A 26,161-nucleotide genomic window follows, 5' to 3' on the forward strand; every position below is an offset into this window, starting at 1 on the left:
TATTGTAAATTTGTGGTTCATTCTCTGTAAGAATGAACCTTTTTTCGTTTTGTATCATGAGTGACATCAATATAGTAGACGCGCCTCCAGGCATAGAAGGATCTGGTTTTTTTGCCACCTCTTTTGACAAAGTAATTGGTTTGGCACGTTCCCATTCATTATGGCCCCTGCCATTCGCTACATCTTGTTGCGGTATCGAATTTATGGCTACAATGGGTTCTCACTATGACTTCGGTCGTTTTGGCTCTGAACGTTTAAGTTTTTCTCCCCGTCAGGCGGATTTATTAATGGTGATGGGGACCATCGCTAAGAAAATGAGCCCTGTATTAAAGCAAGTGTACTTACAAATGGCCGAACCGCGTTGGGTGATCGCTGTAGGTGCCTGTGCATCAAGCGGAGGAATCTTTGATACCTATTCTGTACTTCAGGGAATAGATGAAATCATTCCGGTAGATGTTTACGTACCAGGTTGTCCGCCGAGACCAGAAGCGATCTTAGATGGCTTTGGTAAGATCCAGGAGCTGGTAAGGAATGAATCTTCCAGAAGAAGGGATTCAGATCAATACAAGGAAATGTTGGCTTCATACGGAATACTATAATGACAGAAGTTACAAATAATGAAATCGTTCAGGCGCTAACAGAAAAGTTCGGCGGACAAATCATCGGCGTGAATGAGCCTTATGGCTTGCTTACTTTCGAAACCACTAAAGATGTCATCATCGAAGTGCTGAGGTTTCTGAAAGAAGATGCGAATACTAATTTTAATTTCCTGACCGATATCACTGCGGTACATTATCCGGAGAAAAAACATGGTATTGCCGTGGTTTATCACTTGCATAGCATGGTAAAGAAAATCAGGGTTAGGGTAAAAGTCTTCATTGACGAACATCATCCAACCATTCCTACGGCTACAGTGCTATGGAATTCAGCAAACTGGATGGAAAGAGAAACATATGACTTCTTCGGAGTAAAATTTGAAGGTCACCCGGACTTAAGAAGAATATTGAACATGGACGAACTGGGTGTTCATCCGATGTTAAAACAATATCCTTTGGAAGATCCAAACAGAGTAGATAAAAAAGACGAATACTTTGGTAGATAAGAACATGAATCACAATCAACCGGTATATACAGATAACGATCCTCAGAATGAGTTGGTAACCCTGAATTTAGGCCCTACTCACCCTGCAACCCATGGTGTTTTTCAGAATGTAATTCAATTAGACGGCGAGCGTATTGTAAGTGGTGTTTCCACCATTGGCTATATTCACCGTGCTTTTGAGAAAATTGCAGAACACCGCCCATTCTATCAGATCACCCCACTAACCGACAGGTTAAACTACTGCTCATCGCCAATCAATAACATGGGATGGCACATGACGGTAGAGAAGTTGTTGAATATCCAAATGCCTAAAAGGGTAGATTACCTAAGGGTAATCGTCATGGAGCTTTCACGTATTGCCGATCATATCATCTGTAATACGATCATTGCACAGGATACCGGGGCGACCACTACTTTCCTGTACCTTTTTCAATTCAGAGAGCACATCTATGAGATCTTTGAAGAAATCTGTGGTGCACGTCTAACGACAAACATTGGTAGGATTGGTGGTTTTGAAAGAGATTTCAACGACATCGCGTTCACAAAAATCAATAAGTTTTTAAAAGAGTTTCCGGTAGCATTAAGAGAGTTTGAAAGTCTTTTAAACCGCAACAGGATCTTTATAGACCGTACTTCAGGGGTTGCCTGCGTAACTGCAGAACAAGGCCTGGATTATGGATGGACAGGACCTTTATTGCGTTCTACAGGGGTAGATTATGACGTTCGTGTAAGCGAGCCTTATTCTTCTTATCAAGACTTCGATTTTGAAGTCCCTGTAGGTACCAGCGGTGATATTTACGACCGTTACCTGGTGCGTAATGAAGAAATGTGGCAAAGTCTTCGCCTGGTTGAACAGGGGATGGAGAAATTAAAGAACGAACCGGCAGGAATTTTCCATGCAGATGTTCCTGAATTCTATTTGCCTGGAAAAGAAGAAGTTTACAACAATATGGAAGCATTGATCTATCACTTTAAAATTGTGATGGGTGAAATTGATGCCCCTAAAGCGGAAGTTTACCATGCTGTTGAAGGTGGGAACGGGGAGCTGGGTTTCTATTTGATCAATGACGGGGGAAGAACACCTTACCGTCTGCATTTCAGAAGACCAAGCTTTATTAATTATCAAATGTTTGCGCCCATGAGTAAAGGTATGCTGCTGTCAGATGCCATTATTAACATGAGTAGTATGAATATTATTGCAGGAGAATTAGATGCTTAAAGTAGAAGAACAACAACCTGTGCAGTTCTCAGCGGCTTTAATTGAAAAGTCTGAAGAGATCGTTAAGAGATATCCGGAAGGAAAGCAAAAATCTGCTTTATTGCCAATCTTGCATGAAGTACAGGCGGAGCTGGGCTGGTTAAGTCCGAATGCCATGGATAAAATTGCAGCATTTCTGAGTATCGAACCCATTGAAGTATATGAAGTAGCCTCATTTTACAGCATGTACTTTTTGAAACCTCAGGGTAAATATGTTCTGGAAGTTTGCAGAACAGGACCTTGCTGTTTAGTGGGAGCGGAAAAACTGATGGATCACCTGCAGAAAAGCCTTGGTGTGAAAGAAAACGAAGTTACCCCGGATGGCTTATTCAGCTGGAGAGGTGTAGAGTGTTTAGCGGCATGTGGCTATGGCCCGGTTTTACAGATAGGTCCTGAATATACCTTCTATGAGAACCTTAACGAACAAAAGGTAGACGATTTGATACAAGACTTACGCAAAAAATAATGGCCCGTAAACTATTATTAGAACATATAAACGTACCAGACATTCATACATTTGATGTCTATCGCCAGAAAGGCGGGTACCGCGCTGTGGAAAAGGCTTTGAAAACTTTAACCCCTGATGAAGTGGTAGAAGAAGTGAAAAAGTCCGGATTACGCGGTCGTGGGGGTGCAGGATTTCCTACGGGAATGAAATGGAGCTTTTTGGCTAAACCGGAAGGGGTAGCACGTTACCTGGTATGTAATGCCGATGAATCGGAGCCGGGAACGTTTAAAGACCGTTATCTGATGACCCATATCCCTCATGCACTGATCGAAGGAATGATCGTATCCAGCTTTGCGTTGGGCGCACATACTTCTTATATCTATGTACGTGGAGAAATGATGCCTCAGATCCGTATTCTGGAAAGAGCAATTGCTGAGGCCAAAAATGCAGGTTTTTTAGGTAAAAATATTTTAGGAACAGGTTACGACCTGGAACTATACGTTCAGCCGGGTGGTGGTGCTTATATCTGTGGTGAAGAAACCGCTTTATTGGAGTCACTGGAAGGTAAACGTGGTAATCCGAGGATCAAACCTCCATTCCCTGCTATCGCAGGATTGTATGGCTGCCCAACGGTAGTGAACAATGTGGAATCTATTGCTGCTACTGTGCCGATCATCAATGATGGCGGAGATGAGTATGCAAAAATCGGAATTGGCCGCAGTACAGGAACTAAACTGATCTCCGCTTCGGGGAACCTGGTAAGACCGGGAGTTTATGAGATTGAGCTGGGCTTACCTGTGGAAGAATTTATCTATTCTGATGAGTGGTGTGGTGGTATTGCCAATGGCAAAAGATTAAAGGCAACGGTTGCCGGTGGATCTTCTGTTCCGGTACTTCCTGCCAACCTGAGTTTAAAGCTTGCAAATGGGGATCCCCGTTTGATGAGCTATGAATCGTTATCTGAAGGTGGTTTTGCTACCGGAACGATGATGGGCTCAGGAGGATTCATCGCTTTTGATGAAGATCAGTGTATCGTTAGAAATACCTGGAACTTCTCCCGTTTTTATCACCATGAAAGTTGTGGTCAATGTTCGCCTTGTCGTGAGGGAACAGGATGGATGGAGAAAGTACTTCACCGCCTTGAGTTTGGCCATGGTAAAATGAGTGATATTGACTTATTGGTTGACGTTTCAAAGAAAATTGAAGGAAATACCATTTGTCCTTTGGGTGATGCAGCAGCATGGCCGGTAGCAAGTGCCATCAGACATTTCAGAGATGAATTTGAATGGCATGTGAATGAACCGGTGAAAAGCCTGGATACAAATTATGGATTGGCAAATTATGCTGAACCAATAGCTAAAGCAGTGAGTACAGAAAATTAACGATCAGACGGAAGTTTAAGCGGTTCTAAGACCGGGGAAGCAGAAGAATGATAAAAGAATATCTTTAACAATGAGTGATAAAGTTAAGGTAACCATAGACGGAATAACCGTAGAAGTAGCACCGGGAACCACCATCCTGAATGCTGCCAGACAAATCGGCGGCGATATTGTTCCTCCGGCGATGTGTTATTATTCCAAATTAGAAGGTAGCGGTGGTAAGTGCCGGACCTGCATCGTTAAGGTGAGTAAAGGTTCTGAAAAGGATCCCCGCCCGATGCCGAAACTGGTAGCTTCATGCCGGACCACCGTAATGGATGGAATGGAAGTGCAGAACATTACTTCTCCGGAAGTGATTGAAGCAAGAAGCGGTGTAGTGGAAATGTTGTTGATCAACCATCCGCTGGATTGCCCTGTTTGTGACCAGGCAGGTGAATGTGACCTTCAGAATCTGGGTTACGAGCACGGTTTGCAGAAAACAAGATATGAGTTTGAAAGAAGAACCTTCGAACGCATCGATATTGGCGATAAGATCCAATTACACATGAACAGGTGTATTCTTTGTTATCGTTGTGTATTTACTGCAGATCAGATTACGAATAAACGTGTTCACGGAATCTTAAACCGTGGAGATCATTCAGAGATCTCTACTTATATTCAAACGGCTGTCGACAACGATTTCTCCGGAAATGTGATCGATGTTTGTCCGGTTGGAGCCCTAACAGATAAAACTTTCAGGTTTAAAAACAGGGTTTGGTTTACCAAGCCTATCGATGCACATAGAGACTGTCCTACTTGTAGCGGAAAAGTAACGCTATGGTATAAAGGGGAAGATGTATTGCGCGTAACGGCCCGTAAGGACATTTATGGTGAGGTAGAAGAGTTCATCTGTAACACTTGTCGCTTTGACAAGAAGAAAACCGCAGACTGGACGATTGAACATCCTACACAGATCAGCGATACTTCTGTAATTGCCTCCAATCACTACGATACTTTAAGACCTTTGCCGGTAATTCAGGATAATGCCAGATTACAGGAAGCAAACAGGGTAGAACTAGAAAAAACCACTAAATTCTAATGGATATAGCTTTTGTAATAGAGAAATTTGTACTGGTAGCGATTATATTCGGTATAAGTTTAGTGATAGCCATGTATTCCACTTATGCAGAAAGGAAAGTGGCTGCGTTTTTACAGGACAGGTTAGGACCGGACAGAGCGGGTCCCTTTGGGATTCTTCAGCCTTTGGCCGATGGTTTGAAAATGTTCATGAAAGAAGAGATCATCCCTACGAATGCCAGTAAATGGTTATTTATGGTTGGTCCCGGCTTAGCCATGTTAACGGCTTGTATCGGTACTGCGGTTATTCCATGGGGTACGCCAATGACAATAGGTGATCGCGTAATTCCTTTGCAGGTAACTGATATCAATGTGGGTATCCTGTATATCTTCGGTGTGGTTTCTTTAGGTGTTTACGGTGTAATGATCGGTGGATGGGCTTCTAACAATAAATACTCTTTGTTAAGTGCGATCCGTGCGGCATCTCAAAACATCAGTTATGAGATTGCAATGGGTTTATCCATCATTGCTTTATTGTTGGTGACCAATTCCATGAGTATCGGTGAAATCGTAGCCAATCAACATGGCTGGAGATGGAATGTGTTGTATCAGCCTGTAGGCTTTTTACTGTTTATGATTTGTGCTTTTGCAGAGACGAACAGGGCACCATTCGATTTACCGGAATGTGAGACGGAGCTGATCGGTGGTTACCATACCGAGTATTCATCGATGAAACTTGGTTTCTATTTGTTTGCGGAATACATCAATATGTTTGTTTCTGCAGCAGTAATGGCAAGTTTATATTTTGGAGGTTATAACTATCCTGGAATGGATTGGGTACTGGCACATACTGGTCAGGTAATTGGTCCATTGATTGGAACCGGTGTCTTCTTTTTGAAGATCTTTGCTTTTATCTTTTTCTTCATGTGGGTACGATGGACAATTCCTCGTTTCCGTTATGATCAACTGATGCATTTAGGCTGGAAAGTTTTAATTCCTTTAGCCATTGCGAATATCATTGTCACAAGTATTGTGATTGCTGTAATTGAAAAATTTTAACTGTCCGCATTTAGCGGTATAATAAGGAGGTTTAATGGAACCATTAACCAGTAAAAAGAAAGTATTAGAAAAAATACCCCTAACGTTTGCAGAACGCATGTATTTGCCTGCAATCACGAAAGGATTGTCTATTACCATCAGTCACTTCTTTAAAAAAGAGGCAACGATCAGATATCCGGAGGTACAAAGAGAATTTTCTACCAATTTCAGAGGGATGCACTCGCTGAAAAGGGATGAAGAAGGTAAGGAACGCTGTACCGCCTGCGGTCTTTGCGCCTTGTCTTGTCCTGCAGAAGCCATCACAATGATTGCTTCGGAGCGTAAACCGGAAGAGAAAGACCTTTACCGTGAGGAGAAATATGCTTCTGTATATGAGATCAACATGTTGCGTTGTATCTTTTGTGGATTGTGTGAAGAAGCATGTCCGAAAGAAGCGATCTACCTGGACGGACCAATTGTTCCTTCAGATTACCTGCGTAAAGATTTTATCTACGGCAAGGATAAACTGGTTGAACAACCATTGAATAAAAAATAATTAGCATACATAACCTGAGGGTTATTAATATAAACAGTTTAAACATAAATAAATGGGTACATCGGTATTCTATTTTGTAGCAACATTAAGCGTCATCTTTTCACTGATGGTTATCTTTTCCAAGAACCCGGTGCATAGTGTGCTTTACTTAATTGTTACTTTCTTTACATTAACCGTTCATTACATCCTGTTGAATGCACAATTCCTGGCAGTCGTGAACTTCATCGTTTACATGGGGGCCATCATGGTACTGTTCCTCTTTGTGCTGATGCTCCTCAACCTCAATAAGGACAATGAACCGTTAAAATCGGGTCTGGTCAAAATCGTTGGGGTAATTGCCGGATGTTGCCTAGTGGTTACCATTATCGGTTCCCTGAAAGCTACCGCAATCTCTGATCCTGTTTTATTGAAAAATCCGAATCTGGGATTGGTAAAGAATTTAGGCAAGGAACTGTTTGGTCCTTATATGTTGCCTTTTGAACTGTCTTCTATTTTATTGCTAACCGCAATGGTGGGTGCAGTATTATTAACTAAAAAAGAAAAAGCATAGTGAATAATTTAACTCAAGGATTACAGGGCGTACCACTTAACCATTATATCTGGCTAAGTGCTATTATTTTCACCATCGGTGTGATTGGTGTATTGACCCGCAGAAATGCCATCGTCATCTTTATGTCGGTGGAATTGATGCTGAATGCAGTGAATCTATTGCTTACCGCTTTTTCGGTACATAGCAATGATCCCTCAGGACAAGTGTTTGTGTTTTTTATCATGGTACTTGCCGCCGCTGAAGTTGCAGTCGGACTAAGTATTATTGTAATGGTGTACAGAAATACACAATCTATAGATATAAATGTATTGAATCGCCTTAAGTGGTAATTAATAAGAATAAAGTAATAACATGATAAATTTAGTTTGGCTGGTTCCCTTAATTCCTCTTTTAGGCTTTGTTATCAATGGCCTGGGAAGAAATACGCTTTCTAAAAACCTGATCGGTTTTATCGGAAGCAGCGTGATATTCATTTCCTTTGCCATTAGTGTAGGTATCTTCTTCGAATTGGGAGCAGATGCAAATAAGTCTCATGAGATCTTCTTGTTCGACTGGATCAGTGCTGGTAAGCTTAGTATTCCACTTTCCTTCCTGGTAGATCCTTTGAGCTCGATTATGTTGCTGATCATTACAGGCGTAGGTTTCCTGATCCATATTTACTCGATCGGTTACATGCACAGTGACGAGGCGTTTGGTAAGTTTTTCAGTTACCTGAACCTGTTTATCTTTTTCATGTTATTGTTGGTATTGGGTTCCAACTATATCGTCATGTTTATCGGATGGGAAGGGGTCGGTCTTTGTTCTTACTTACTGATCGGATTCTGGTATACGAACAGCAGCTATGCTTCTGCTGCAAAGAAGGCCTTTATCATGAACCGTATCGGTGACCTTGGCTTCTTATTAGGTGTCTTCTTCATCTTTACCACTTTTGGTAGTGTAGAGTTTTCTAAAATATTCCCTCAGGCAGCTAACATGCTTCCCGGAAACGGTACCATCGCTTTAATTGCCCTGTTACTGTTCATCGGTGCCTGCGGTAAATCGGCGCAGCTGCCTTTATTTACCTGGTTGCCTGATGCGATGGCGGGACCAACTCCTGTATCTGCATTGATTCACGCAGCAACGATGGTAACCGCTGGTATTTATATGATTGCACGATCAAACGTACTGTTTGATTTGGCACCAATGATCCAGCACATCATTGCCATCGTCGGTCTGGCGACAGCCATTGTTGCAGCCATCATTGCGTTGACACAAACAGATATTAAAAAAGTACTGGCTTATTCCACAGTTTCACAACTGGGTTATATGTTCCTTGGTTTAGGTGTTGGTGCTTATAACGGTGCTTTCTTCCATGTAATTACACATGCTTTCTTTAAAGCGTTGTTGTTCTTATGTGCAGGTTCTGTAATTCATGCTTTACACCATGAGCAGGACATGAGGCATATGGGCGGTTTGCGTAAGAAATTACCGGTAACTTTCTGGACCATGCTGATTGGTACTATTGCCATTGCAGGTTTACCTCCATTCTCGGGATTCTTCTCCAAAGATGAAATCCTGGCACATGTATATATGCACGATAAAGTAATGTGGGCTATTGCAGTCTTCGGCGCTTTCTTAACGGCTTTTTATATGTTCAGAATGTTGTTCCTTACTTTTTACGGAAAGTATCGTGGAACACACCATGCGGAAGAGAAAATTCATGAATCGCCAAAATCAATGACGATTCCTTTGATTGTCCTTGCGGTTCTTTCTGCCATCGGTGGAATAATAGGCATTCCTGAGGCATTGCATGGAAATCATTGGTTGTCGCATTGGCTGGCTCCAGTGATCAAGCATACTGCTGAAGCTCCGGATCACGCTACTGAATATGCACTGATGGCAGTTTCTGTAGTAGGGGTATTGGTTTCAATTGCTTTTGCTTATGTGAAGTATATCAAACAAAACCATGTTCCGATTCCTGATGAAGGAAAAAGATCAGCGTTGGCGAATTTATCATACAACAAGTTCTATTTTGATGAGATCTATGATTTGTTGATCAGAAAACCTTTGGATGCACTTTCTACTTTCTTCTACAAAATTATTGACAATAAAATTGTAGACGGTATAGTTAACGGTTTAGGATGGAGCACTTCGGAAGCCAGTAAAGGCTTAAGGTTGGTTCAGTCCGGAAACGTTGGTTTTTATATCTTTATGATGGTGGTAGGAATCATCTCATTGTTATTGTATACTTATTTATCTCTATAAAAGATCGTTCAACAAAAGATAATGGAACAACTTTTACTACTTCTTATATTTCTACCATTGGTTGGCGCCGTGGTTACTGCCTTCACTGGAAGTGCAGCAAAACATGTTGCTTTGGTTTCAGCAATCCTTTCTTTGGCATTGACTTTAATCACGGTATGTAATTTCACCCCGGATGCCAGTACGCAGTTTGCGGTGAATTATCCATGGATCCAGGATTTGGGAATCAATTTCCACGCAGGAATTGATGGCATCAGTATGATCACGGTCTTGCTGACCAATGTATTGGTTCCGATTATTATCCTTTCCGCTTATCAGCATGACTATAAAAACAGCAATGCCTTCTTTGCATTGATCTTATTTATGCAGTTTGGTTTGCTATTGGTCTTTACTGCAATGGATGCCTTCTTATTCTATATCGGATGGGAAGCGGCCCTGATCCCAATCTATTTTATCTGTGCCATCTGGGGAGGTAAGGATAGAATTAGAGTAAACATGAAATTCTTTGTATACACGATAGCAGGATCTCTATTCATGCTGTTGGGTATCATCTACTTATACTTACAGAATCCTGCTCATAATTTCGATATTCAGGCTTTCTATAACTTAAACCTTGATTCTGTTCAGCAGAGCTGGATTTTCTGGGCGTTCTTTATCGCTTTTGCGATTAAGATGCCTGTTTTTCCTTTTCACACCTGGCAGCCGGATACCTATACAGAGGCACCAACTCCTGGAACGATGTTGTTGTCAGGGATTATGTTGAAGATGGGTATTTATGGAGTGATCAGGTGGTTATTACCTGTTGCACCGGAAGGTGTTCAGCAATGGGGAAATGTAGCGGTCATTCTTTCTATTATTGGAGTGGTTTATGCTTCAATCATTGCTTTTACCCAAAAGGATGCGAAAAGATTAGTAGCCTATTCTTCTATTGCTCACGTTGGTCTGATCTCTGCAGGTATCTTTGCGTTAAACACACAAGGGATGCAGGGTGCAATGGTGCAGATGTTAAGTCATGGTATCAATGTGGTTGGTTTGTTCTTTGTCCTGGACATCATTGCCCGCCGGATGAAAACAAATAAAATCGCGGAGCTTGGTGGGATTGCCAAACAGGCACCACAACTGGCCATCGCATTTTTGATCATTGTACTGGGAACAGTAGCACTTCCCGGAACGAATGGTTTCATCGGAGAGTTTTTATTGTTGATCGGAGTATATCAATATAAAGTATGGGCTGGCGTTTTCGCCGGATTGTCCATCATCTTCGGTGCGGTATATATGTTCAGAATGTATCAGAACATTATGCTTGGAAAAACCAACGACCTTACGATAGGATTTACAGACATTAAAGGATCTGAGAAAGTCGTATTGTATGTCATTTGTGCCCTGATCATCGTTTTGGGAGTTTATCCTAAACCAATTCTGCATTTGTCAGAAGCATCGGTACAACAATTAATAGAACAGGTAACACAAAAATTAACATCGGTAAACTAAGCAAATGAATATCATCATAACAATTACTGTTACAGCTTTAGTGGTGCTTTACGCAGGTTTGTTTAAAGCTAAAAAAGCGTTATTACCCCTTACCTTAATTGGTTTGCTTACTTCACTGGCTTTTGTAGTTACCTCATGGAATACAAACCAGACCTATTATGGCATGATGCAAATGGATAACTTTGCATTGGCTTTTGCCGGAATCACCATTTTAGGAACACTCTTTATCTTCCTGCTGACGCAAAACTATTTTGCCGAACACAGTGAGAACATTGCCGAATATTTTACCCTGATCCTCTTTGCTCTGGCAGGGATTGTCATCATGGTCTCTTATAAAAACATGTCGATGTTGTTCATCGGCGTAGAAATCATGTCCGTTGCCCTCTATATCCTGGCCGGAATCCGGAAGAACAATTTTGCTTCCAATGAGGCATCGTTGAAATACTTCCTGATGGGTGCTTTCTCTACAGGATTCTTATTGTTCGGTATTACACTGATTTATGGCGCTACAGGATCTTTTGATCTGGATGCAATCAATCAGTACCTGGTAGGAAATTATAAGAGCATTTCGCCTTTATTCTATCCTGGTGTGATTTTATTGATGGTAGGTCTATGTTTTAAGATCGGTGCTGCACCTTTCCACTTCTGGACACCGGATGTGTATGAAGGAGCTCCGACGTTAATTACGGCCTTTATGTCTACCGTTGTGAAAACTGCTGGTTTTGCAGCTTTCCTTCGTTTGTTTGCGGATACATTCGCGCCTTTACATGATTTCTGGTTACCACCATTGATGGTCATCGTTTGCCTGACTTTATTCATCGGTAACGTTACGGCTTTATTCCAAAAGAACTTCAAAAGAATGCTGGCTTATTCCAGTATTTCTCATGCGGGTTACCTGTTGTTCTCTTTAGTTGCGCTAACTGCAAGTTCAGCGAACAATGTATTGGTATATGCTGCTGCGTATACTTTTGCAAGTATCATCGCCTTTGGTGTGTTGATCCTGGTGAAACAGAAAACTGGTAATGACAATTTTGAAAGTTTCAATGGTTTAGGAAAACGTAATCCTTTTGCAGCATTCGTACTTACTATAGCGATGTTGTCTTTAGCAGGTATTCCTTTAACTGCGGGATTCATCGGTAAATACCTGATGTTTTTGAATGTAATGCATGATTACCAGTTTTATCTGGTTGCCTTCGCCATCTTAAATGCTTTAGTAGGATTTTACTATTATTTCAAGGTGATTGTGGCGATGTATTTCAAAGAGGGGGCTGAGATTGAACTGGAAACCCCTGTGCAATATAAAGTTGTATTGGTACTATCGTTGATCATTACTGTTTTCCTTGGTGTATATCCTTCAGTAATTTTAAATCTGATATAATCATTTCTGTAGATAATTATATGTAGTTTTACGAATAATTGAACTATGCACGATTTCTGGAACTCATTACAGCACTTCATTGATCCCGAAAAACTACTTAAAGAAGGTGGTTTCTATGTTGTAATGTTCGTCATCTTTGCGGAGACAGGTTTGTTCTTTGGGTTCTTTTTACCCGGCGACTATCTGTTGTTCCTCGCGGGGATGTTCGTCGCTACAGGCAAATTAGACGTGAACATATATGTGTTAATTGCCGGGCTGATTGTAGCCGCTGTATCTGGAAATTTCACAGGTTATTGGTTTGGTCGAAAGACGGGCCCCGTACTGTACCATCGAAAGGACTCTTTCTTCTTTAAAAAACGCTATTTAAAGGCTGCCGAGGATTATTATAATAAACAGGGAGCCTTTGCACTTATAATGGGGCGCTTTGTTCCGATTGTAAGAACTTTTGCACCGATTTTTGCTGGTGTAGTAAAATTAGATTTTAAAAGATTTGCATTATATAACTTTGCGGGCGCAATTATTTGGATTGCTTCCTTAACTTTGCTGGGTTATTTCCTTGGCAAGAGATTTGAAAAAGAAATTAACGACTATTTATTATATATAATTATAGGCTTCATTGTAATCACCACTATCCCTCTGGTTTACACATTCGTAAAAAAGAAAGTAGTGAAAGACGACAATGATGATATATCAAACACTGAACAATAAAAAATGATTAAAGACGAGCATCATCCGTGGCACTGTGTTTCTCCGGGTGCAAACCTGCCAGAATCCGTAAATGCAATTATTGAAATTCCTAAAGGATCTAAAGCTAAATACGAAATTGATAAAGATTCCCACCTGATTAAATTAGACAGAGTACTTTTCTCTTCTGTGATGTATCCGGCAAATTATGGTTTTATCCCACAAACATATTGTGACGATAATGACCCTTTAGATATCCTTGTACTTTGCTCTGTAGACGTTTATCCAATGTCTATCGTAGAAGCGAAGGTAATTGGCGTAATGCATATGGTGGATAATGGTGAGCAGGATGACAAAATTATTGCGGTAGCAAAAAATGACATGTCTGTTAACTACATCAATGATTTAGCAGAATTGCCTCCTCATACGATGAAAGAGATTGTTAAATTCTTTCAGGATTATAAGGCATTAGAAGAAAAACAAGTAACTATTGAACATCTTTTGGGCGTTCGGTATGCACATAAAGTGATACAGGAAAGTATCATCCTTTATGACCAAAAGTTTAGAAATAACAATTCTTAATGGAAGGTTTTAAGATATTTTTAACATTCTTCTTAGTAGCACTGAACGGCTTTTTCGTTGCAGCAGAGTTTGCAATTGTCAAAGTCAGAGCCTCTCAAATTGAAATTAAAGCAAAGTCCGGAAGCAGGGTAGCAAATATTGCAAAATATATTACCCAGCATTTGGATGGTTACCTGGCTGCAACGCAGCTGGGTATCACACTAGCTTCACTTGGACTAGGTTGGGTGGGTGAGTCTGTCATGCACAGCCTGATCCACGATGGCCTGGTAAAGCTTAACTTTTCTGAAGTATATATTTCTTCCATCTCCACTGCCATCGCCTTTTTATTGATTACCATAATGCACATTGTGTTTGGTGAGCTAGCGCCAAAATCAGTGGCGATACAGAGACCGGTAGCTACAACATTGTTTATCGCAGTCCCTTTACAGGCATTTTACCTGATCTTCAGACCATTTATATGGGTCTTGAACGGTTTTGCTAATGTGATCCTTAAATTATTCGGAATTTCTAATGTTGGTGGACATGAATCTGTTCACAGTACGGAAGAACTTCATTATTTATTGGATCAGGGTAAAGAAAGTGGCGCTTTGGATACCAATGAGCATGAATTAATTAAAAATGTCTTTGACTTTAATGAAAGGGTTGTAAAGAACATTATGGTTCCCAGAACCAAAATATCAGGAATAGAATTGTCTGCCGCCCCAGCTGATGTGATTTCAAAGATCATTGCTGAAGGCTATTCCAGATTGCCGGTATATGATGAAATCATTGATAAAATTATCGGTATTATCCACGCTAAGGACATCTTACCCTTATTGGCTGACAAGAAGGACTGGGCGCTAAAAGACATCATTAGAAAGCCTTATTTCGTTCCTGAGACTAAAAAAATTAATGACCTGTTGAGTGAACTTCAGCAGAAACGTATCCAGATTGCAATTGTCATCGATGAGTTTGGTGGAACCGCAGGTATGGTTACATTGGAAGATATTGTGGAAGAGATTGTTGGAGAAATCCAGGATGAGTATGATGAGGAAAAACCAACAGTAGAGAAAATCTCTGAGACGGAATTTATCATCAATGCTTATGCTACTGTTTACGATGTAAATGAGCATTTACCTCATGATCTTCCCGAAGATGAAGATTTCGATACGGTAGGAGGATTGGTGTCTCATGCTTTCGGTAAAATACCTGAAGTAGGAGACAGCGAAGAGTGTTACGGTTATTTATTCACTATCCTAAAGAAAACCGAGCAAAACATTGAAACCATAAAGCTTGAACTGGTGATTGCGAAAAGCGATATGGTGGACAACCACTAATCCTTTGAGCAATGCATGTTTTTTATACACCCGATATCGATTCCAGTGAGTATAGCTTAAACGAAGAAGAAAGTAAGCATTGTCTCAAAGTGCTAAGGTTAGGCCGTGGCGACCTGGTTAATCTGATTGATGGAAAAGGTGGCTTTTATGAAGCCGAGATCATTGGAGAGCACAAAAGAAATGTTCAGCTTCGCGTCACACAATCCATTCAGGAGTATCAAAAAAGAAACCATCATCTTCATATTGTCGTTGCACCTACCAAAAATATCGACCGGTTGGAATGGTTCCTGGAGAAAGCAACCGAAATAGGAATTGATGAAATTACTCCGGTGATTTGCGAAAGATCAGAACGGAAGGTCATTAAAGAAGACCGGTTAAACAAAGTAATTACCTCTGCCGTTAAACAGTCTTTACAAGCCTATCACCCGGTGTTAAATCCACAAATATCTTTAAGTGATTTTCTGAAAATGGAGCACAACTCCGTTAAAATGATTGCCCATTGTATCGATGGGGAGCCACGTCAGTACATCAGCCAGGTGCTTGAACCTCATCAACGTTATCTTATCCTTATTGGCCCTGAAGGTGATTTTAGCCCGAAGGAAATCGAACTTGCTTTGCAAAGCGGGTTTAAACCCCTAACTTTAGGTAATACACGTCTGAGAACAGAAACGGCTGCATTAGCTGCCTGTTTTGAAGTGAATTATTTGAACCGATGAACCCATCATAAGCATACTGCCTACAAAAAGCATTGAACATGCTGATGATAGCTTCATAACCACTAAAAGACAATTATATTCTGATGAAAATTAAACTTTGCTTAATTGCCGGATTATTGATCCTGTTGAGTGGTTTCAAGCCGCCAACCTATAAAATGGCAAAATTGAAATATAGTGGTGGAGGTGATTGGTATGCCAATAGAACCGCACTTCCAAACCTGATTGATTTTTGCAATAAAAATCTGAATACGAACTTCGCGCCACAAGATGTCATCGTCGAAGTAGGCAGCGCCGAGCTGTTTAATTATCCTTTTATCTATCTTACCGGGCATGGTAATGTTGTCTTTAGCCCTAATGAAGCGCAGAATTTGCGAAAATACCTGACCGGTGGTGGATTCCTTCATATCGATGATAATTACGGATTGGATAAGTTTATCCGTAAAGAAATGAAAAAGGTTTTTCCTGAGCTTTCTTTTGTAGACTTACCTGCAAATCACCCACTCTATCACCAGAAATTTAAGTTTCCCAAAGGGCTTCCGAAAATCCATGAACATGATGGTAAAATACCTCAGGGACTTGCCTTGATCTGGGAAGGACGGGTGGTTTGCTATTACACATTTGAATGCGATCTGGGGAATGGATGGGAAGACTTTGGTACATATCCTGAGGATACACAAGATAAACGCCTGAACGCCTTAAAAATGGGCGCAAATTTAGTTCAATATGCACTAACACAATAACTATGAAGGTCAAAGTAAATGAACAACACAATTTTGAGGTAGAAATAGCAGAAAAAGCATTAAAGGTTAATGGACTGGAGCTGCAGATGGATGCCAGAGACCTCTCTCCAACACAGAAACACGTGATCTACCAGAATAAGTCCTACAATATAGAGTTGGTAGAGCGCAACGAAGAAGGAAAGGCAGTGGTCATTAAAGTAAACGGTACACTTTATCAGGTTGGAATAGAAGACCAGTATGATGAATTGCTGAAGAAACTGGGAATGGATAGCTCCTCGGCAAATAAAGTGCTCGAAATTAAAGCTCCTATGCCGGGATTGGTACTGAACGTCATTGTAGAAGAAGGACAGGAAGTGAATAAAGGAGACAGCCTGTTAGTATTAGAGGCGATGAAGATGGAAAACATTATTAAATCACCCACCGGAGGGATAGTGAAGAAGATCCTGATCCGGAAAGGGGATAAGGTAGAAAAGAACGAAATTCTACTGCAATTCGCATAAAAAAAGGAGCATTGCTCCTTTTTTTATGTTTTTAACTTTATTTTCCGGCCCTGAATGCTTTCGCTGTCTTAGGCTTAAATTGAGGCTTTCCTGTGGATCGGATCTCTGAAGCGCCTAACATCGTCATTGCACAGCGGAAACCAATATCAGCGGTAGATTCATCCTGAGAAAGGAACCTTCTGGTTGCCGGGTTCAGCCATAATGCCTGATCCTCCCATGATCCTCCCTTATATACCCTTGATTTGTCCGTTACAAGGGTAATCTCCCCGTATAAATCATTTGCTTTATCACGAAATCCTCTTTGATCGGCATACGTGTTAACCGTTGGAGGCGGCGTTGCAGCCTGTTTCTCTGCCCAGGTTTGTTTCTTGTAAGAAATGGCATCTGTTAAGACAGGTTTGTTGTATTTGTCTTTTTCAATCTTTCCGCTAACCGGATCAGCCACTTTTTTGTCTTTATAGTAATTTCCTCTATATGGATTAAAGGCGTCTGCTGCTTCAAATGTTTTGGAGCGATAAACATCGGCAACCCATTCGTTCACGTTTCCTGCCATATTATACAGGCCGAAGTCATTTGGCATATAGGACCTTACCGCAACTGTAAGGCCGCCTTTATCATTCAGTGACCCGCCTACACCCATATAATCACCTTTGGTTCTCTTAAAGTTAGCCAGGATTAATCCTCTTGTACTTCTTTTTGCAGAGCTCAGGCCTAAACCATTCCATGGATAAATTTTATTCGCGGAGATATTCTCATATTGTGTATTTCCAATTAAGCCAAGAGCAGCATATTCCCATTCCGCTTCTGTTGGCAGGCGGTAAGGTTGTTTGATAATCCCATCCTCCAGTCTTACATTTCTTGTAGCTGCGTTTTTACCTGTCGCAGCTCCCTTGGTACCGGCAGCGTTGGAAGGATTCAGGTCTTTCATTGCTTTCTTACCCTTATCATCATACTGTCCGTTCAGGTAAATATCCGTGTTAAAAGGCTCTGTTGGTCTTGCTGTTGCCGTCGCGTTACCAGCTGTTTTTGACGTTCCGCCATTAATATCCTTAAAGCTCGTCATGTAACCTTTTTCACGGAGCAACAACTCATTCACCCTATCCGTTCTCCAGGCACAATATCTTTCTGCCTGTTCCCAGCTTACACCTACTACAGGATAATCCTGATAAGCAGGGTGCCTTAAATAATTATCTACGTAAGGTTCATTATAAGACAAAGGTCTGCGCCAAACTAACGTGTCAGGAAGTTCATTATAATAATATTCGTGATCCGTTGGGTAACTGGTGCGGATCCAGTTCAGGTATTCCAGCCAGTTGGTATTGGAAACCTCTGTTTCATCCATATAGAAAGAAGAAACGGTAGTCTCCCTTTTATGATTGTAATTGCTGAGCTCCTCACCGGGAACATTTATCGCACTTCCACTCATGACAAATACACCACCTTCAATTTCGACTAATCCGGGACCCGGGCCACGCTTGAATTTTTTATTTACTTCAAAGCCTCCAAATTCTTGCTTGTTATATGCCATTCCTGTCTTCTCGGAGGTTCCTGACTTTGATTTGCAGGATGCCAGAGAAGCTATAATTGCAATAGATGCAATTGAATATAAGTATGATTTTTTCATATAGAGGGATATCATAGTGCTTTAACTGTTAAAATTACATAAAAAAAGACGTACACTACAACAAAACAAATGCTTTAAATAAAAATAATCTTTAATAAATGATGTTTTGTGCCTCTTTAAGGCATATTTGAATAAATATTCTGGTGGTTTTTAATGGATTATAGAAGGTATCTCAAATCGAATAGAATGTTCATAATACTTTGATTTTATTAAACACTATGTTAACTTGCATATAATAGTGGTGTAATTATTTGGCAAATGAGTAGAAGACTGGTAAAAACTGTTTTGAGTTTATTTTCTTTATTAACAGTTTACGCTGATTTGTATGCACAAAGCGTCCAGCCGGGAACCCAGACTAATGGAAGCCGTTCCAGTAATATTTTTACCGCGGTGCCTTTCCTGCTGATTAGTCCCGATGCGAGGTCTGGTGGTATGGGCGAGGCAGGGGTAGCCGTTCAGCCGGATGCGAATGCCATGAGTATTAATCCTGCTAAACTGGCCTTTTTAGAGCGTACTTACGGCTTTTCCGTTTCCTACAGTCCATGGCTAAAAAGCCTCATCCCGGACGTGAACCTGACTTATCTTAGCGGTTATTATAAACTGGATAACAGAAATACAATTGGGGCTTCTTTAAGGTATTTTAGTCTTGGAGAGATTCAGCTAACGGATATCAATCAGCAGGACCTGGGTGTTTACAATCCAAATGAACTGGCCTTTGATGTTTCTTTTTCCAGGAAAATGGGAGAATCATTTTCATTAGGAACAGCCGCAAGATATATCCGTTCCAATCTTTTTTCAGGACAGTTCTCTGCCGGTCAGCAAACTAAAGCAGGGAACGCTGTGGCCGTTGATGTCTCTGCATATTTTAAAAAGCCAACCCGTTTTCTAGGCAAGGACGCAATCCTTTCCGCCGGAATGAACATCTCAAATATTGGCACGAAAATGAGCTACGTAGATGGAGATAAAGGTTCTTTTCTTCCTACAAACCTAAAAATAGGAGGAGCCTCCACTTTTATTATTGATGATTTTAATCAGTTCACCTTCGCGCTTGATTTTAATAAATTACTGGTACCAACCCAGCCAGTTTACAACTCCGATGGAAAAATAATTGCCGGCCAGGATCCTGATCGATCTGTTCCTTCAGGTATTTTCGGTTCTTTTGCGGATGCCCCGGGTGGTTTTAAAGAAGAAATGCAGGAAATCAATATTGCTGCAGGAATGGAATATTGGTACAATCAGCAATTTGCCCTTCGTGCAGGCTATTTTTATGAAAGTCCGAAAAAGGGCGACAGACGCTATTTTACTTTAGGTGCGGGTCTTAAATACAATGTATTCAACATAGACTTTGCATATTTGCTGGCCAGTCCACAAAAAAGCCCTTTGGCAAATACGCTGAGGTTCTCTTTATTGTTCAATTTTGGCGAAGCCAAATAATGGATTGGGAATACTAATAAACGAAAATATATAGAAATGAAGATTAAGGTAGGGTTTGGCTTTGATGTACATCAGCTGAAGGAGAATCATCCTTTTGTGGTGGGTGGGGTAGATTTAGAACACCATAAAGGTGCTTATGGACATTCGGATGCGGACGTCTTGTTACATGCCATTTGCGATGCACTTCTTGGTGCAGCTAATTTGAGGGATATAGGCTATCACTTTAAAAATACTGATCCACGCTGGAAAGGGATCAGTAGCATTATCCTACTACAGGAAAGCGTAAAACTGGTTAAAGAGAAGGGTTTTGAAATTGGTAATATTGATGCCATGCTCTGTCTGGAAGCACCAAAGATTAATCCTCACATCCCGGCCATGCAGCAGCACATTGCAGCAGCCATTGGTATTGATATTGAAGATATCTCTATAAAAGCGACCACGAATGAGCAAATGGGCTTTATTGGAAGAGAAGAAGGAGTAGTCGCTTATGCGGTTTGCCTGATTCAGAAGGTTTAAATAATTCTCAACATAAAAAAGCCAGAGATCATCTCCGGCTTTTTCTAAATTATTCCTCTAAATAACCAAATTTACCCTGGTTATAATCTGCAATCGCCTGTTGAATTTCTTCTGGTTTGTTCATTAAGAACGGACCGTATTGTGCGATCGGTTCGTGTATGGGTGCCCCGCTTAAAACAAGAATAACACTGTCTTGTATTGCTTCAACCTGAATTTCTTCTCCTTCATTTTTAAAATGAACCAGTTGATCTGTCTTTGCCAGCACCGCATCATTAACCTTTATTTCGCCTTCAATCACGACAAACGCGGTATTATAATCCGAAGGAAAACTAAAAGATGCCTTCCCATTTTTATTCAGACGTAGATTGTATACTTCTATCGGTGTAAAGGTACTTGCAGAGCCTTTTGTACCCATATATTCCCCCGCAATGACTTCAATTACCCCTGCCTCGTTTTCCAGCTGATGACGGGCAATGCTGCCATGACAGAGTGCCTGATACTTCGGCTTGCTCATTTTATCTTTTGCCGGTAAGTTTACCCACAACTGAACCATTTGGAAGGGGCCGCCTTTTTTGCTGAACGCCTCTTCGTGGCGTTCTTTATGCAGAATTCCACTTGCTGCAGTCATCCATTGCACATCCCCGGGTTTAATAATTCCACTGTTTCCGGCGCTATCCTGATGCGCAACTGCGCCATGGTAGGCGATGGTAACCGTTTCAAAACCCCGGTGTGGGTGTACACCAACACCTCTCGGTTCATTACGTGCAGAAAATTGTATCTTAGAATTATAGTCCAACAGGAAAAAAGGGCTCATTTTAAGCTTATATCCTTTTGGGAAAAAGTTATGAACCCTAAAGCCGTCTCCGACCATATGAGGTGCCGGCGGGTTTAAAACAGCCGACACCTGTTTAATATTTGCTTCCATTTCGTCTTTGTTTTTTACTATGACCTGGATGCATGAGTTTTTATTAAGCTTGTTTTACAAATTGTAATTCACCTAATATTTTTACTTCCTCACTCACCATTACACCACCTGTTTCTAAAGCTGCGTTCCAGGTTAATCCGAAGTCTGTTCTGTTGATTTTACCATTCAAAGTAAATCCAGCCTTGGTATTTCCCCATGGATCGGTAGCAATACCGCCAAATTCTACATTCAATTTTACCGGTTTGCTGGTCCCTTTAACGATCAGGTTTCCATGTAAAGTATAATCATCACCGTCTTTGCTCAATGAGGTAGAGTCAAACGTGATTTTAGGGAATTTTTCTGCGTCAAAGAAATCACCGCTTTTTAAATGGTTATCTCTGTCTTTATTACCAGTATCAATTGAACCTGTTTCTGCATCAAAGGAAACCTGAGCATTGTGAAAATCATCTGCTTCAGAAGTTAATGACGCATTTAATGTTTTTAAGCTACCGGTTACAGTAGTGATCATTAAATGTTTTACTTTAAATTGTAGTTCACTATGAGTTGGGTCTAATGCCCATTGTGTAGTTGCCATAATATTTTTTTTAAGTTGTTTTCTTGATTAACAACACAAAATTACGGCAAGCACATCAGCTACACATTGATGTATGATAAGAAAGAATTATATTTTAAAATGCTTATGTGCCAGGTCTTTACGGACCCTGCTCAGGGACTCTGGAGTGATGCCAAGATAGGAGGCAATCATCCATTGCGGAACCCTTAATGTCAGGTTGGGATAGAGTTGAATAAAGTTCAGGTATCTTTCTTCGGCAGGGGCACTCAACAGCATATTGATCCTTTTCTGCATAAAGCGGATCGAGTTATGCAGCATAGTGTTGTTGAAATCATACATGCAGGGTACATGTTTTGCCGCTTCATCAATAAACGCTTTTGGCATAACGATCGCTTGTGTCGGCTCTATGGCATCAATAAAAAACTCTGAGGCTTCATGGAACATTCCATTGCGGTCCGACATCCACCATTGTTCCGGTGCAAATTGTATAATGTGTGTTTTGCCCTTTGCATCGATAGAATAACTGCGTAACAATCCATCCAATACAAAATAACCATGGGTAGAGACCTCACCTTTCATCAGGATCATTTCATTCTTATCAAAATTCTTGACCTTGAGCTTACCGGCGATCAGATCGAACTGCTCGTCTGTTATGGCTACCTTCTTTTGTAAATAGAGTTTGAACTGTTCAATCATAGGGGATATAGATGAAATCTATTTCTTGTTGGGTTCGATATTGGAAAAATCTACACCGCACTTGCAATTAGAAGCGCAGCCCCCGGTTTTGGGAGATAACGATCTATATATCATACGGCCGATATAGAATATCGCGGCCATAAAAAGAATAACAACTAAAATGGTTTGAATGTCCATATTACAAAACTAATTAAAGACTGCATTTAGCCGGTCTGTTGAATGTAAATTTACTTTTCCATAAGGCCAACCGTTCCGCCCACCCAATCGAAATCTTTATTGTAGCGTACACCAATCATCTTGCCTCTGCTCAGACGTGCCAGATTGATGCAAAGTACAGGTTCCTTTCCTTCCGGCCATAAATACATCAGCCTGATTTCTACCTTTACCCCTCCGTCGGGCGCCTGAACTACTGGTTCGTAATTTACTTTTCTTTGCAAAATCCAGTTTTCAGGATCTGCAACCGCTTCAATATCTTCTTTTTTTACATCAATAATCACGCCCATTCCCGCAAATGAAAATAAAGGCTTCAACACATAGTTTTCCAGATCTGAGGGAATACTGCTCAGTTGATTCAGGAAAAATGTTTCCGGGGCAAACTCGCTTTTCAGAAAAGGCATGGTGTATTTACTGATCCTGTAGAACCAGTTCGGGTGGGTGATCCATTCGATATCCAGCTCGTCCCGGGGGTCAAAACTGTCTTTGAACAGATCGGTATTGTCGCCAATCTCATCAAATATCAGGCGGTTATAAATTCTTTTCAACTTGATGCGTTCCCCGTTCTGCTCGTAGTACAGACTCTTACCCTCTTTTTTAATGTCGCTAAGGCTGAGAATTTTGATACCCAGGTATTGAGCGGTCACGAGAAAATCGATTGCGGTCTTTTGGTTGGGGGCATCGATGTCCATCAATGCAACCTCATGGGCTTCATGATCTCCTAGAACAACTTCCTTGAGTAGGGCAATATATCCGGCTTCATCTATCCCATTAAAATAAGGAGTGAGCTGTTCCGGAAGGGAATATATCGCTTTATAAGTTTCCCCTAACAGTGCCTGAAATCCATAAAGTGAGGGAAAGCCCTGCATTTCTATCAACTTGGGCGTTAACTCGCCATGCTCATCTTTACAAATGCCAAAGTCGAACGTTAAAAAGTGAGGCTGGGCATTTTCTGCAGGAACCTTCCAGTTCTCCGGAATCGACTTTTCAGTGAGTTCCTTAAAGTCGGGTTGTCGAATCAGCGCTACAATTTCAGCACCGGCAGCAATCAGTTTTTCTTTTAATGAAGCAGGAAGAAATATGGGTGTTTCCGCAACGCGAAAGGGGATTTTAGTAAACCCGTTTTCAAGTTTTTCCAAAAACTCACGATACTTCTCCTCCGAAAAATGCTCATTAAATGATGCTCTGTAGCTGCCAATCATAGTTATGCTTCCTGTAAGGCATTTAATGCCTCATTTAAAAAGTTGGGTAAAATCACGCTTCTGGTGAGGGTAATCCTGTTCGGATCGTCTACACTGTCCAACATATCCAGGTATTTTTCCTCTCCATGGTTTTCAATAATTGCTTTTTTCTTGTCTTCCTGCAAGAGGTATTGTTTCATTCCTACCGGATCTGCTTCCGGATGAAACTGAGTTCCAATAATTTCTTTAGTAAACCTGATTGCCATCACACAGCGTTCCAGATCCACATGTGGTCGTTCTTTTTCCAGTGCAAGCACCCGTGCTTCTGTATTCGAGAAAAAGACATCTTCGGGATTGATGACTTGCCAATCTCTGCTGTCTACGGTATAAAAAGGATTGGGAAGGCCGTTAAATACCATCTCGTCTTCACCTTCTTCTGTCAGGTAAATAGGAAAGATGCCAAAGGCGGTAGAACGTCTTCTGATGACTTTTCCTACGCCAAATTTCCGGCAAGCCATCTGGAAGGAATGGCAAATTAAAAAGGCATGTTTCTTTTGATGTTCATTTGTGGTATTAAACGCATCAATATCATCCAGCAATGAGAAAAAATCATTTTCCCATTTTTCTCCTTCTCCATCAAAAGGACTTCCCGGACCTCCGCTTGAAATATAGATATCGTAACCAATGCCTGGAATTTCTCCTTTTTGTCTCAGGTCAAATACATCATAAGATAATTCAACTGACATTTCTTTCTGATAACGCAACAAGACTTCCTGTATCCCACGCATCCCCTGGTTGGTTACCCCATTGTTCATATCAATTACGGCAACCCTAATCTTATTTCTATCCCTTGTCATATTCTATCTCGCACCAATTAACGTTTGTGAGGTGATATAATCTACCACCGCCTCAAAGTTACCATTTTGTTCGTAAACAGCCAATTGCCTGTCTGCGCCCGTGCCATTTTCCAGAATTTTGTGTACATAATTGATGTCATCCCTGCAACCCAGTTCGTCCACCACATCATCTACGAAGTCCAATAGTTCCAGAACAAGATTTCTACAGTTTACCTCCATTTCTTTTCCAAAATCAATCAGGTTTCCATCGATGCCATACCTTGCAGCACGCCATTTGTTCTCATTGATCAAGGCTCTGGAATAACTGATGAACTTCATGTTTTGCAAACGCAGTTTGTATAGCTTTGCACATAAAGCCTGAAACAGGGCAACAAAGGCCATCGTTTCATCGATCAGCATCGGGCAATCACAAATTCTAAACTCGATAGTTTCAAAAAATGGATGCACCCTGATGTCCCACCAGATCTTTTTCGCGTTGTCGATACTGTTGGTTTTGATCAGTAACTTCACATAGTTGTCATAGTCTTCGATGCTGTTAAATATGTCAGGAATCCCTGTTCTTGGGAATTTATCGAATATTTTTGTCCGGAAGGATTTGTATCCCGTGTTTCTGCTCTCCCAAAATGGAGAATTCGTAGACAAAGCAAAGACATGGGGTAGAAAATACCGGACCTGATTGGCAATATGAATGGCCAGCTCCCTCGACTGAAAGCCGACATGCACATGGAGACCAAAAATCAGGTTGGACCTTGCCGCTTCCTGAAGCTCGTTTACGATCTCGCTATAACGTGGGTGCTCTGTAATCAGCTGCTTTTCCCAATGTGAAAATGGATGCGTACCGGCAGCGCCAATACGTAATCCTTGTTCTCCTGCCAGTTGAGATACCGTATATCTCAATTGAGAAATCTCTGCACGGGCCTGTTCTGTATTCTTACAGATTCCCGTACCTACCTCTACCACGGCCTGATGCATTTCTGCCTTCACCTGATCCTTATGTATTTTTTGTGCTGCCTCCACAATCTTTTGATCGTGTGAAGTCAGTTCGCGTGTTACGGGATCGACCACCATGTACTCTTCCTCTACACCAAGCGTAAAATCGTTCATCATATTAGCTGTTGAATTGATGC

Annotated in this window: 29 protein-coding genes; 21 read left to right on the forward strand and 8 right to left on the reverse strand. The window is 41.1% G+C overall.

Features of this window, described 5'->3' with window-relative positions:
* Positions 1 to 56: 56 nt before the first annotated feature.
* The 19 genes from BLQ87_RS14580 to BLQ87_RS14670 all read left to right on the forward strand — a co-directional run bounded on the left by BLQ87_RS14580 (position 57) and on the right by BLQ87_RS14670 (position 17,035).
* Positions 57 to 599 carry an NADH-quinone oxidoreductase subunit B gene (locus tag BLQ87_RS14580; RefSeq protein WP_074608033.1) on the forward strand — a complete coding sequence of 181 codons (543 nt, stop codon included), beginning with the start codon at positions 57 to 59 and terminating at the stop codon, positions 597 to 599.
* Entirely contained in the window at positions 599 to 1,102 is a 504-nt protein-coding gene (locus tag BLQ87_RS14585; RefSeq protein ID WP_074608036.1) for an NADH-quinone oxidoreductase subunit C, read from the forward strand. Before BLQ87_RS14580 ends, BLQ87_RS14585 begins: the two co-directional genes overlap by 1 nt.
* Before the next feature lie 4 nt (positions 1,103 to 1,106).
* The gene (locus tag BLQ87_RS14590; protein ID WP_074608038.1) at positions 1,107 to 2,321 is read left to right on the forward strand and encodes an NADH-quinone oxidoreductase subunit D; all 1,215 of its coding nucleotides are present in this window, start codon (positions 1,107 to 1,109) and stop codon (positions 2,319 to 2,321) included.
* Entirely contained in the window at positions 2,314 to 2,826 is a 513-nt protein-coding gene (locus tag BLQ87_RS14595; protein ID WP_074608041.1) for an NADH-quinone oxidoreductase subunit NuoE family protein, read from the forward strand. The genes BLQ87_RS14590 and BLQ87_RS14595 overlap by 8 nt, the downstream gene beginning before the upstream one ends.
* Positions 2,826 to 4,190: an NADH-quinone oxidoreductase subunit NuoF gene (nuoF, locus tag BLQ87_RS14600; protein ID WP_074608044.1), complete on the forward strand. Its 1,365-nt coding sequence runs from the start codon at positions 2,826 to 2,828 to the stop codon at positions 4,188 to 4,190. Before BLQ87_RS14595 ends, nuoF begins: the two co-directional genes overlap by 1 nt.
* A 70-nt stretch (positions 4,191 to 4,260) precedes the next feature.
* Positions 4,261 to 5,265 carry an NADH-quinone oxidoreductase subunit G gene (locus tag BLQ87_RS14605; protein ID WP_074608046.1) on the forward strand — a complete coding sequence of 335 codons (1,005 nt, stop codon included), beginning with the start codon at positions 4,261 to 4,263 and terminating at the stop codon, positions 5,263 to 5,265.
* Positions 5,265 to 6,302 carry an NADH-quinone oxidoreductase subunit NuoH gene (gene nuoH / locus BLQ87_RS14610; RefSeq protein WP_074608048.1) on the forward strand — a complete coding sequence of 346 codons (1,038 nt, stop codon included), beginning with the start codon at positions 5,265 to 5,267 and terminating at the stop codon, positions 6,300 to 6,302. Before BLQ87_RS14605 ends, nuoH begins: the two co-directional genes overlap by 1 nt.
* A 34-nt stretch (positions 6,303 to 6,336) precedes the next feature.
* Positions 6,337 to 6,837, forward strand: a complete 501-nt coding sequence (locus BLQ87_RS14615) for a NuoI/complex I 23 kDa subunit family protein (protein WP_073238657.1) — start codon at positions 6,337 to 6,339, stop codon at positions 6,835 to 6,837.
* Between the two features lie 52 nt (positions 6,838 to 6,889).
* Positions 6,890 to 7,387 carry an NADH-quinone oxidoreductase subunit J family protein gene (locus BLQ87_RS14620; protein WP_069378518.1) on the forward strand — a complete coding sequence of 166 codons (498 nt, stop codon included), beginning with the start codon at positions 6,890 to 6,892 and terminating at the stop codon, positions 7,385 to 7,387.
* A complete protein-coding gene (gene nuoK / locus BLQ87_RS14625; RefSeq protein ID WP_074608051.1) occupies positions 7,387 to 7,716 on the forward strand; it encodes an NADH-quinone oxidoreductase subunit NuoK in 330 nt (109 codons plus the stop codon). Before BLQ87_RS14620 ends, nuoK begins: the two co-directional genes overlap by 1 nt.
* A 22-nt stretch (positions 7,717 to 7,738) precedes the next feature.
* Entirely contained in the window at positions 7,739 to 9,631 is a 1,893-nt protein-coding gene (gene nuoL, locus BLQ87_RS14630; RefSeq protein ID WP_074608053.1) for an NADH-quinone oxidoreductase subunit L, read from the forward strand.
* 21 nt (positions 9,632 to 9,652) lie between these two features.
* The gene (locus tag BLQ87_RS14635; RefSeq protein WP_074608055.1) at positions 9,653 to 11,119 is read left to right on the forward strand and encodes a complex I subunit 4 family protein; all 1,467 of its coding nucleotides are present in this window, start codon (positions 9,653 to 9,655) and stop codon (positions 11,117 to 11,119) included.
* 4 nt (positions 11,120 to 11,123) lie between these two features.
* A complete protein-coding gene (locus tag BLQ87_RS14640) occupies positions 11,124 to 12,497 on the forward strand; it encodes an NADH-quinone oxidoreductase subunit N (RefSeq protein WP_074608058.1) in 1,374 nt (457 codons plus the stop codon).
* Between the two features lie 45 nt (positions 12,498 to 12,542).
* Positions 12,543 to 13,205: a DedA family protein gene (locus BLQ87_RS14645; protein WP_074608061.1), complete on the forward strand. Its 663-nt coding sequence runs from the start codon at positions 12,543 to 12,545 to the stop codon at positions 13,203 to 13,205.
* A 3-nt stretch (positions 13,206 to 13,208) separates the two neighbouring features.
* Entirely contained in the window at positions 13,209 to 13,763 is a 555-nt protein-coding gene (locus tag BLQ87_RS14650; protein ID WP_069378524.1) for an inorganic diphosphatase, read from the forward strand.
* Positions 13,763 to 15,079: a hemolysin family protein gene (locus BLQ87_RS14655; protein ID WP_074608064.1), complete on the forward strand. Its 1,317-nt coding sequence runs from the start codon at positions 13,763 to 13,765 to the stop codon at positions 15,077 to 15,079. The genes BLQ87_RS14650 and BLQ87_RS14655 overlap by 1 nt, the downstream gene beginning before the upstream one ends.
* An 11-nt stretch (positions 15,080 to 15,090) precedes the next feature.
* Positions 15,091 to 15,795 carry a 16S rRNA (uracil(1498)-N(3))-methyltransferase gene (locus tag BLQ87_RS14660; RefSeq protein ID WP_074608066.1) on the forward strand — a complete coding sequence of 235 codons (705 nt, stop codon included), beginning with the start codon at positions 15,091 to 15,093 and terminating at the stop codon, positions 15,793 to 15,795.
* 83 nt (positions 15,796 to 15,878) lie between these two features.
* The gene (locus BLQ87_RS14665; RefSeq protein ID WP_074608068.1) at positions 15,879 to 16,535 is read left to right on the forward strand and encodes a DUF4159 domain-containing protein; all 657 of its coding nucleotides are present in this window, start codon (positions 15,879 to 15,881) and stop codon (positions 16,533 to 16,535) included.
* 2 nt (positions 16,536 to 16,537) lie between these two features.
* Positions 16,538 to 17,035, forward strand: a complete 498-nt coding sequence (locus tag BLQ87_RS14670; protein ID WP_074608070.1) for a biotin/lipoyl-containing protein — start codon at positions 16,538 to 16,540, stop codon at positions 17,033 to 17,035.
* 37 nt (positions 17,036 to 17,072) lie between these two features.
* Here the strand turns inward: BLQ87_RS14670 and BLQ87_RS14675 are convergent, their stop codons facing one another.
* A complete protein-coding gene (locus BLQ87_RS14675) occupies positions 17,073 to 18,659 on the reverse strand; it encodes an SUMF1/EgtB/PvdO family nonheme iron enzyme (protein WP_074608072.1) in 1,587 nt (528 codons plus the stop codon).
* 258 nt (positions 18,660 to 18,917) lie between these two features.
* Between BLQ87_RS14675 and porV the strand changes: the two genes are divergently transcribed.
* Together porV and ispF are read left to right on the forward strand one after the other, a co-directional pair.
* Entirely contained in the window at positions 18,918 to 20,093 is a 1,176-nt protein-coding gene (gene porV, locus BLQ87_RS14680) for a type IX secretion system outer membrane channel protein PorV (RefSeq protein ID WP_074608074.1), read from the forward strand.
* A 36-nt stretch (positions 20,094 to 20,129) separates the two neighbouring features.
* On the forward strand, positions 20,130 to 20,609 hold the full coding sequence (ispF, locus tag BLQ87_RS14685; RefSeq protein ID WP_074608076.1) for a 2-C-methyl-D-erythritol 2,4-cyclodiphosphate synthase: 480 nt from the start codon (positions 20,130 to 20,132) through the stop codon (positions 20,607 to 20,609).
* A 49-nt stretch (positions 20,610 to 20,658) separates the two neighbouring features.
* On the opposite strand, the gene BLQ87_RS14690 is transcribed toward ispF, so the two are convergent.
* The 7 genes from BLQ87_RS14690 to BLQ87_RS14715 all read right to left on the reverse strand — a co-directional run bounded on the left by BLQ87_RS14690 (position 20,659) and on the right by BLQ87_RS14715 (position 26,141).
* Positions 20,659 to 21,534, reverse strand: a complete 876-nt coding sequence (locus BLQ87_RS14690) for a pirin family protein (protein WP_074608078.1) — start codon at positions 21,532 to 21,534, stop codon at positions 20,659 to 20,661.
* Positions 21,535 to 21,577: 43 nt separating this feature from the next.
* Positions 21,578 to 22,108, reverse strand: coding sequence for a YceI family protein (locus BLQ87_RS14695; RefSeq protein WP_074608080.1), 531 nt, complete (start codon positions 22,106 to 22,108; stop codon positions 21,578 to 21,580).
* A gap of 87 nt (positions 22,109 to 22,195) precedes the next feature.
* Complete coding sequence (locus BLQ87_RS14700) at positions 22,196 to 22,783, reverse strand: Crp/Fnr family transcriptional regulator (protein WP_074608082.1); 588 nt, start codon at positions 22,781 to 22,783, stop codon at positions 22,196 to 22,198.
* Between the two features lie 18 nt (positions 22,784 to 22,801).
* Positions 22,802 to 22,960: a FeoB-associated Cys-rich membrane protein gene (locus BLQ87_RS34050; RefSeq protein WP_143010454.1), complete on the reverse strand. Its 159-nt coding sequence runs from the start codon at positions 22,958 to 22,960 to the stop codon at positions 22,802 to 22,804.
* Positions 22,961 to 23,010: 50 nt separating this feature from the next.
* Positions 23,011 to 24,198: a hypothetical protein gene (locus BLQ87_RS14705; protein ID WP_074608084.1), complete on the reverse strand. Its 1,188-nt coding sequence runs from the start codon at positions 24,196 to 24,198 to the stop codon at positions 23,011 to 23,013.
* Positions 24,199 to 24,200: 2 nt separating this feature from the next.
* Entirely contained in the window at positions 24,201 to 25,034 is an 834-nt protein-coding gene (locus BLQ87_RS14710) for a type 1 glutamine amidotransferase (RefSeq protein WP_074608086.1), read from the reverse strand.
* Between the two features lie 3 nt (positions 25,035 to 25,037).
* A complete protein-coding gene (locus BLQ87_RS14715) occupies positions 25,038 to 26,141 on the reverse strand; it encodes a carboxylate-amine ligase (RefSeq protein WP_074608089.1) in 1,104 nt (367 codons plus the stop codon).
* Positions 26,142 to 26,161: the final 20 nt, after the last annotated feature.

Origin of the sequence: Pedobacter steynii, from assembly GCF_900103665.1 — a bacterium.
Lineage (GTDB): Bacteria > Bacteroidota > Bacteroidia > Sphingobacteriales > Sphingobacteriaceae > Pedobacter > Pedobacter steynii.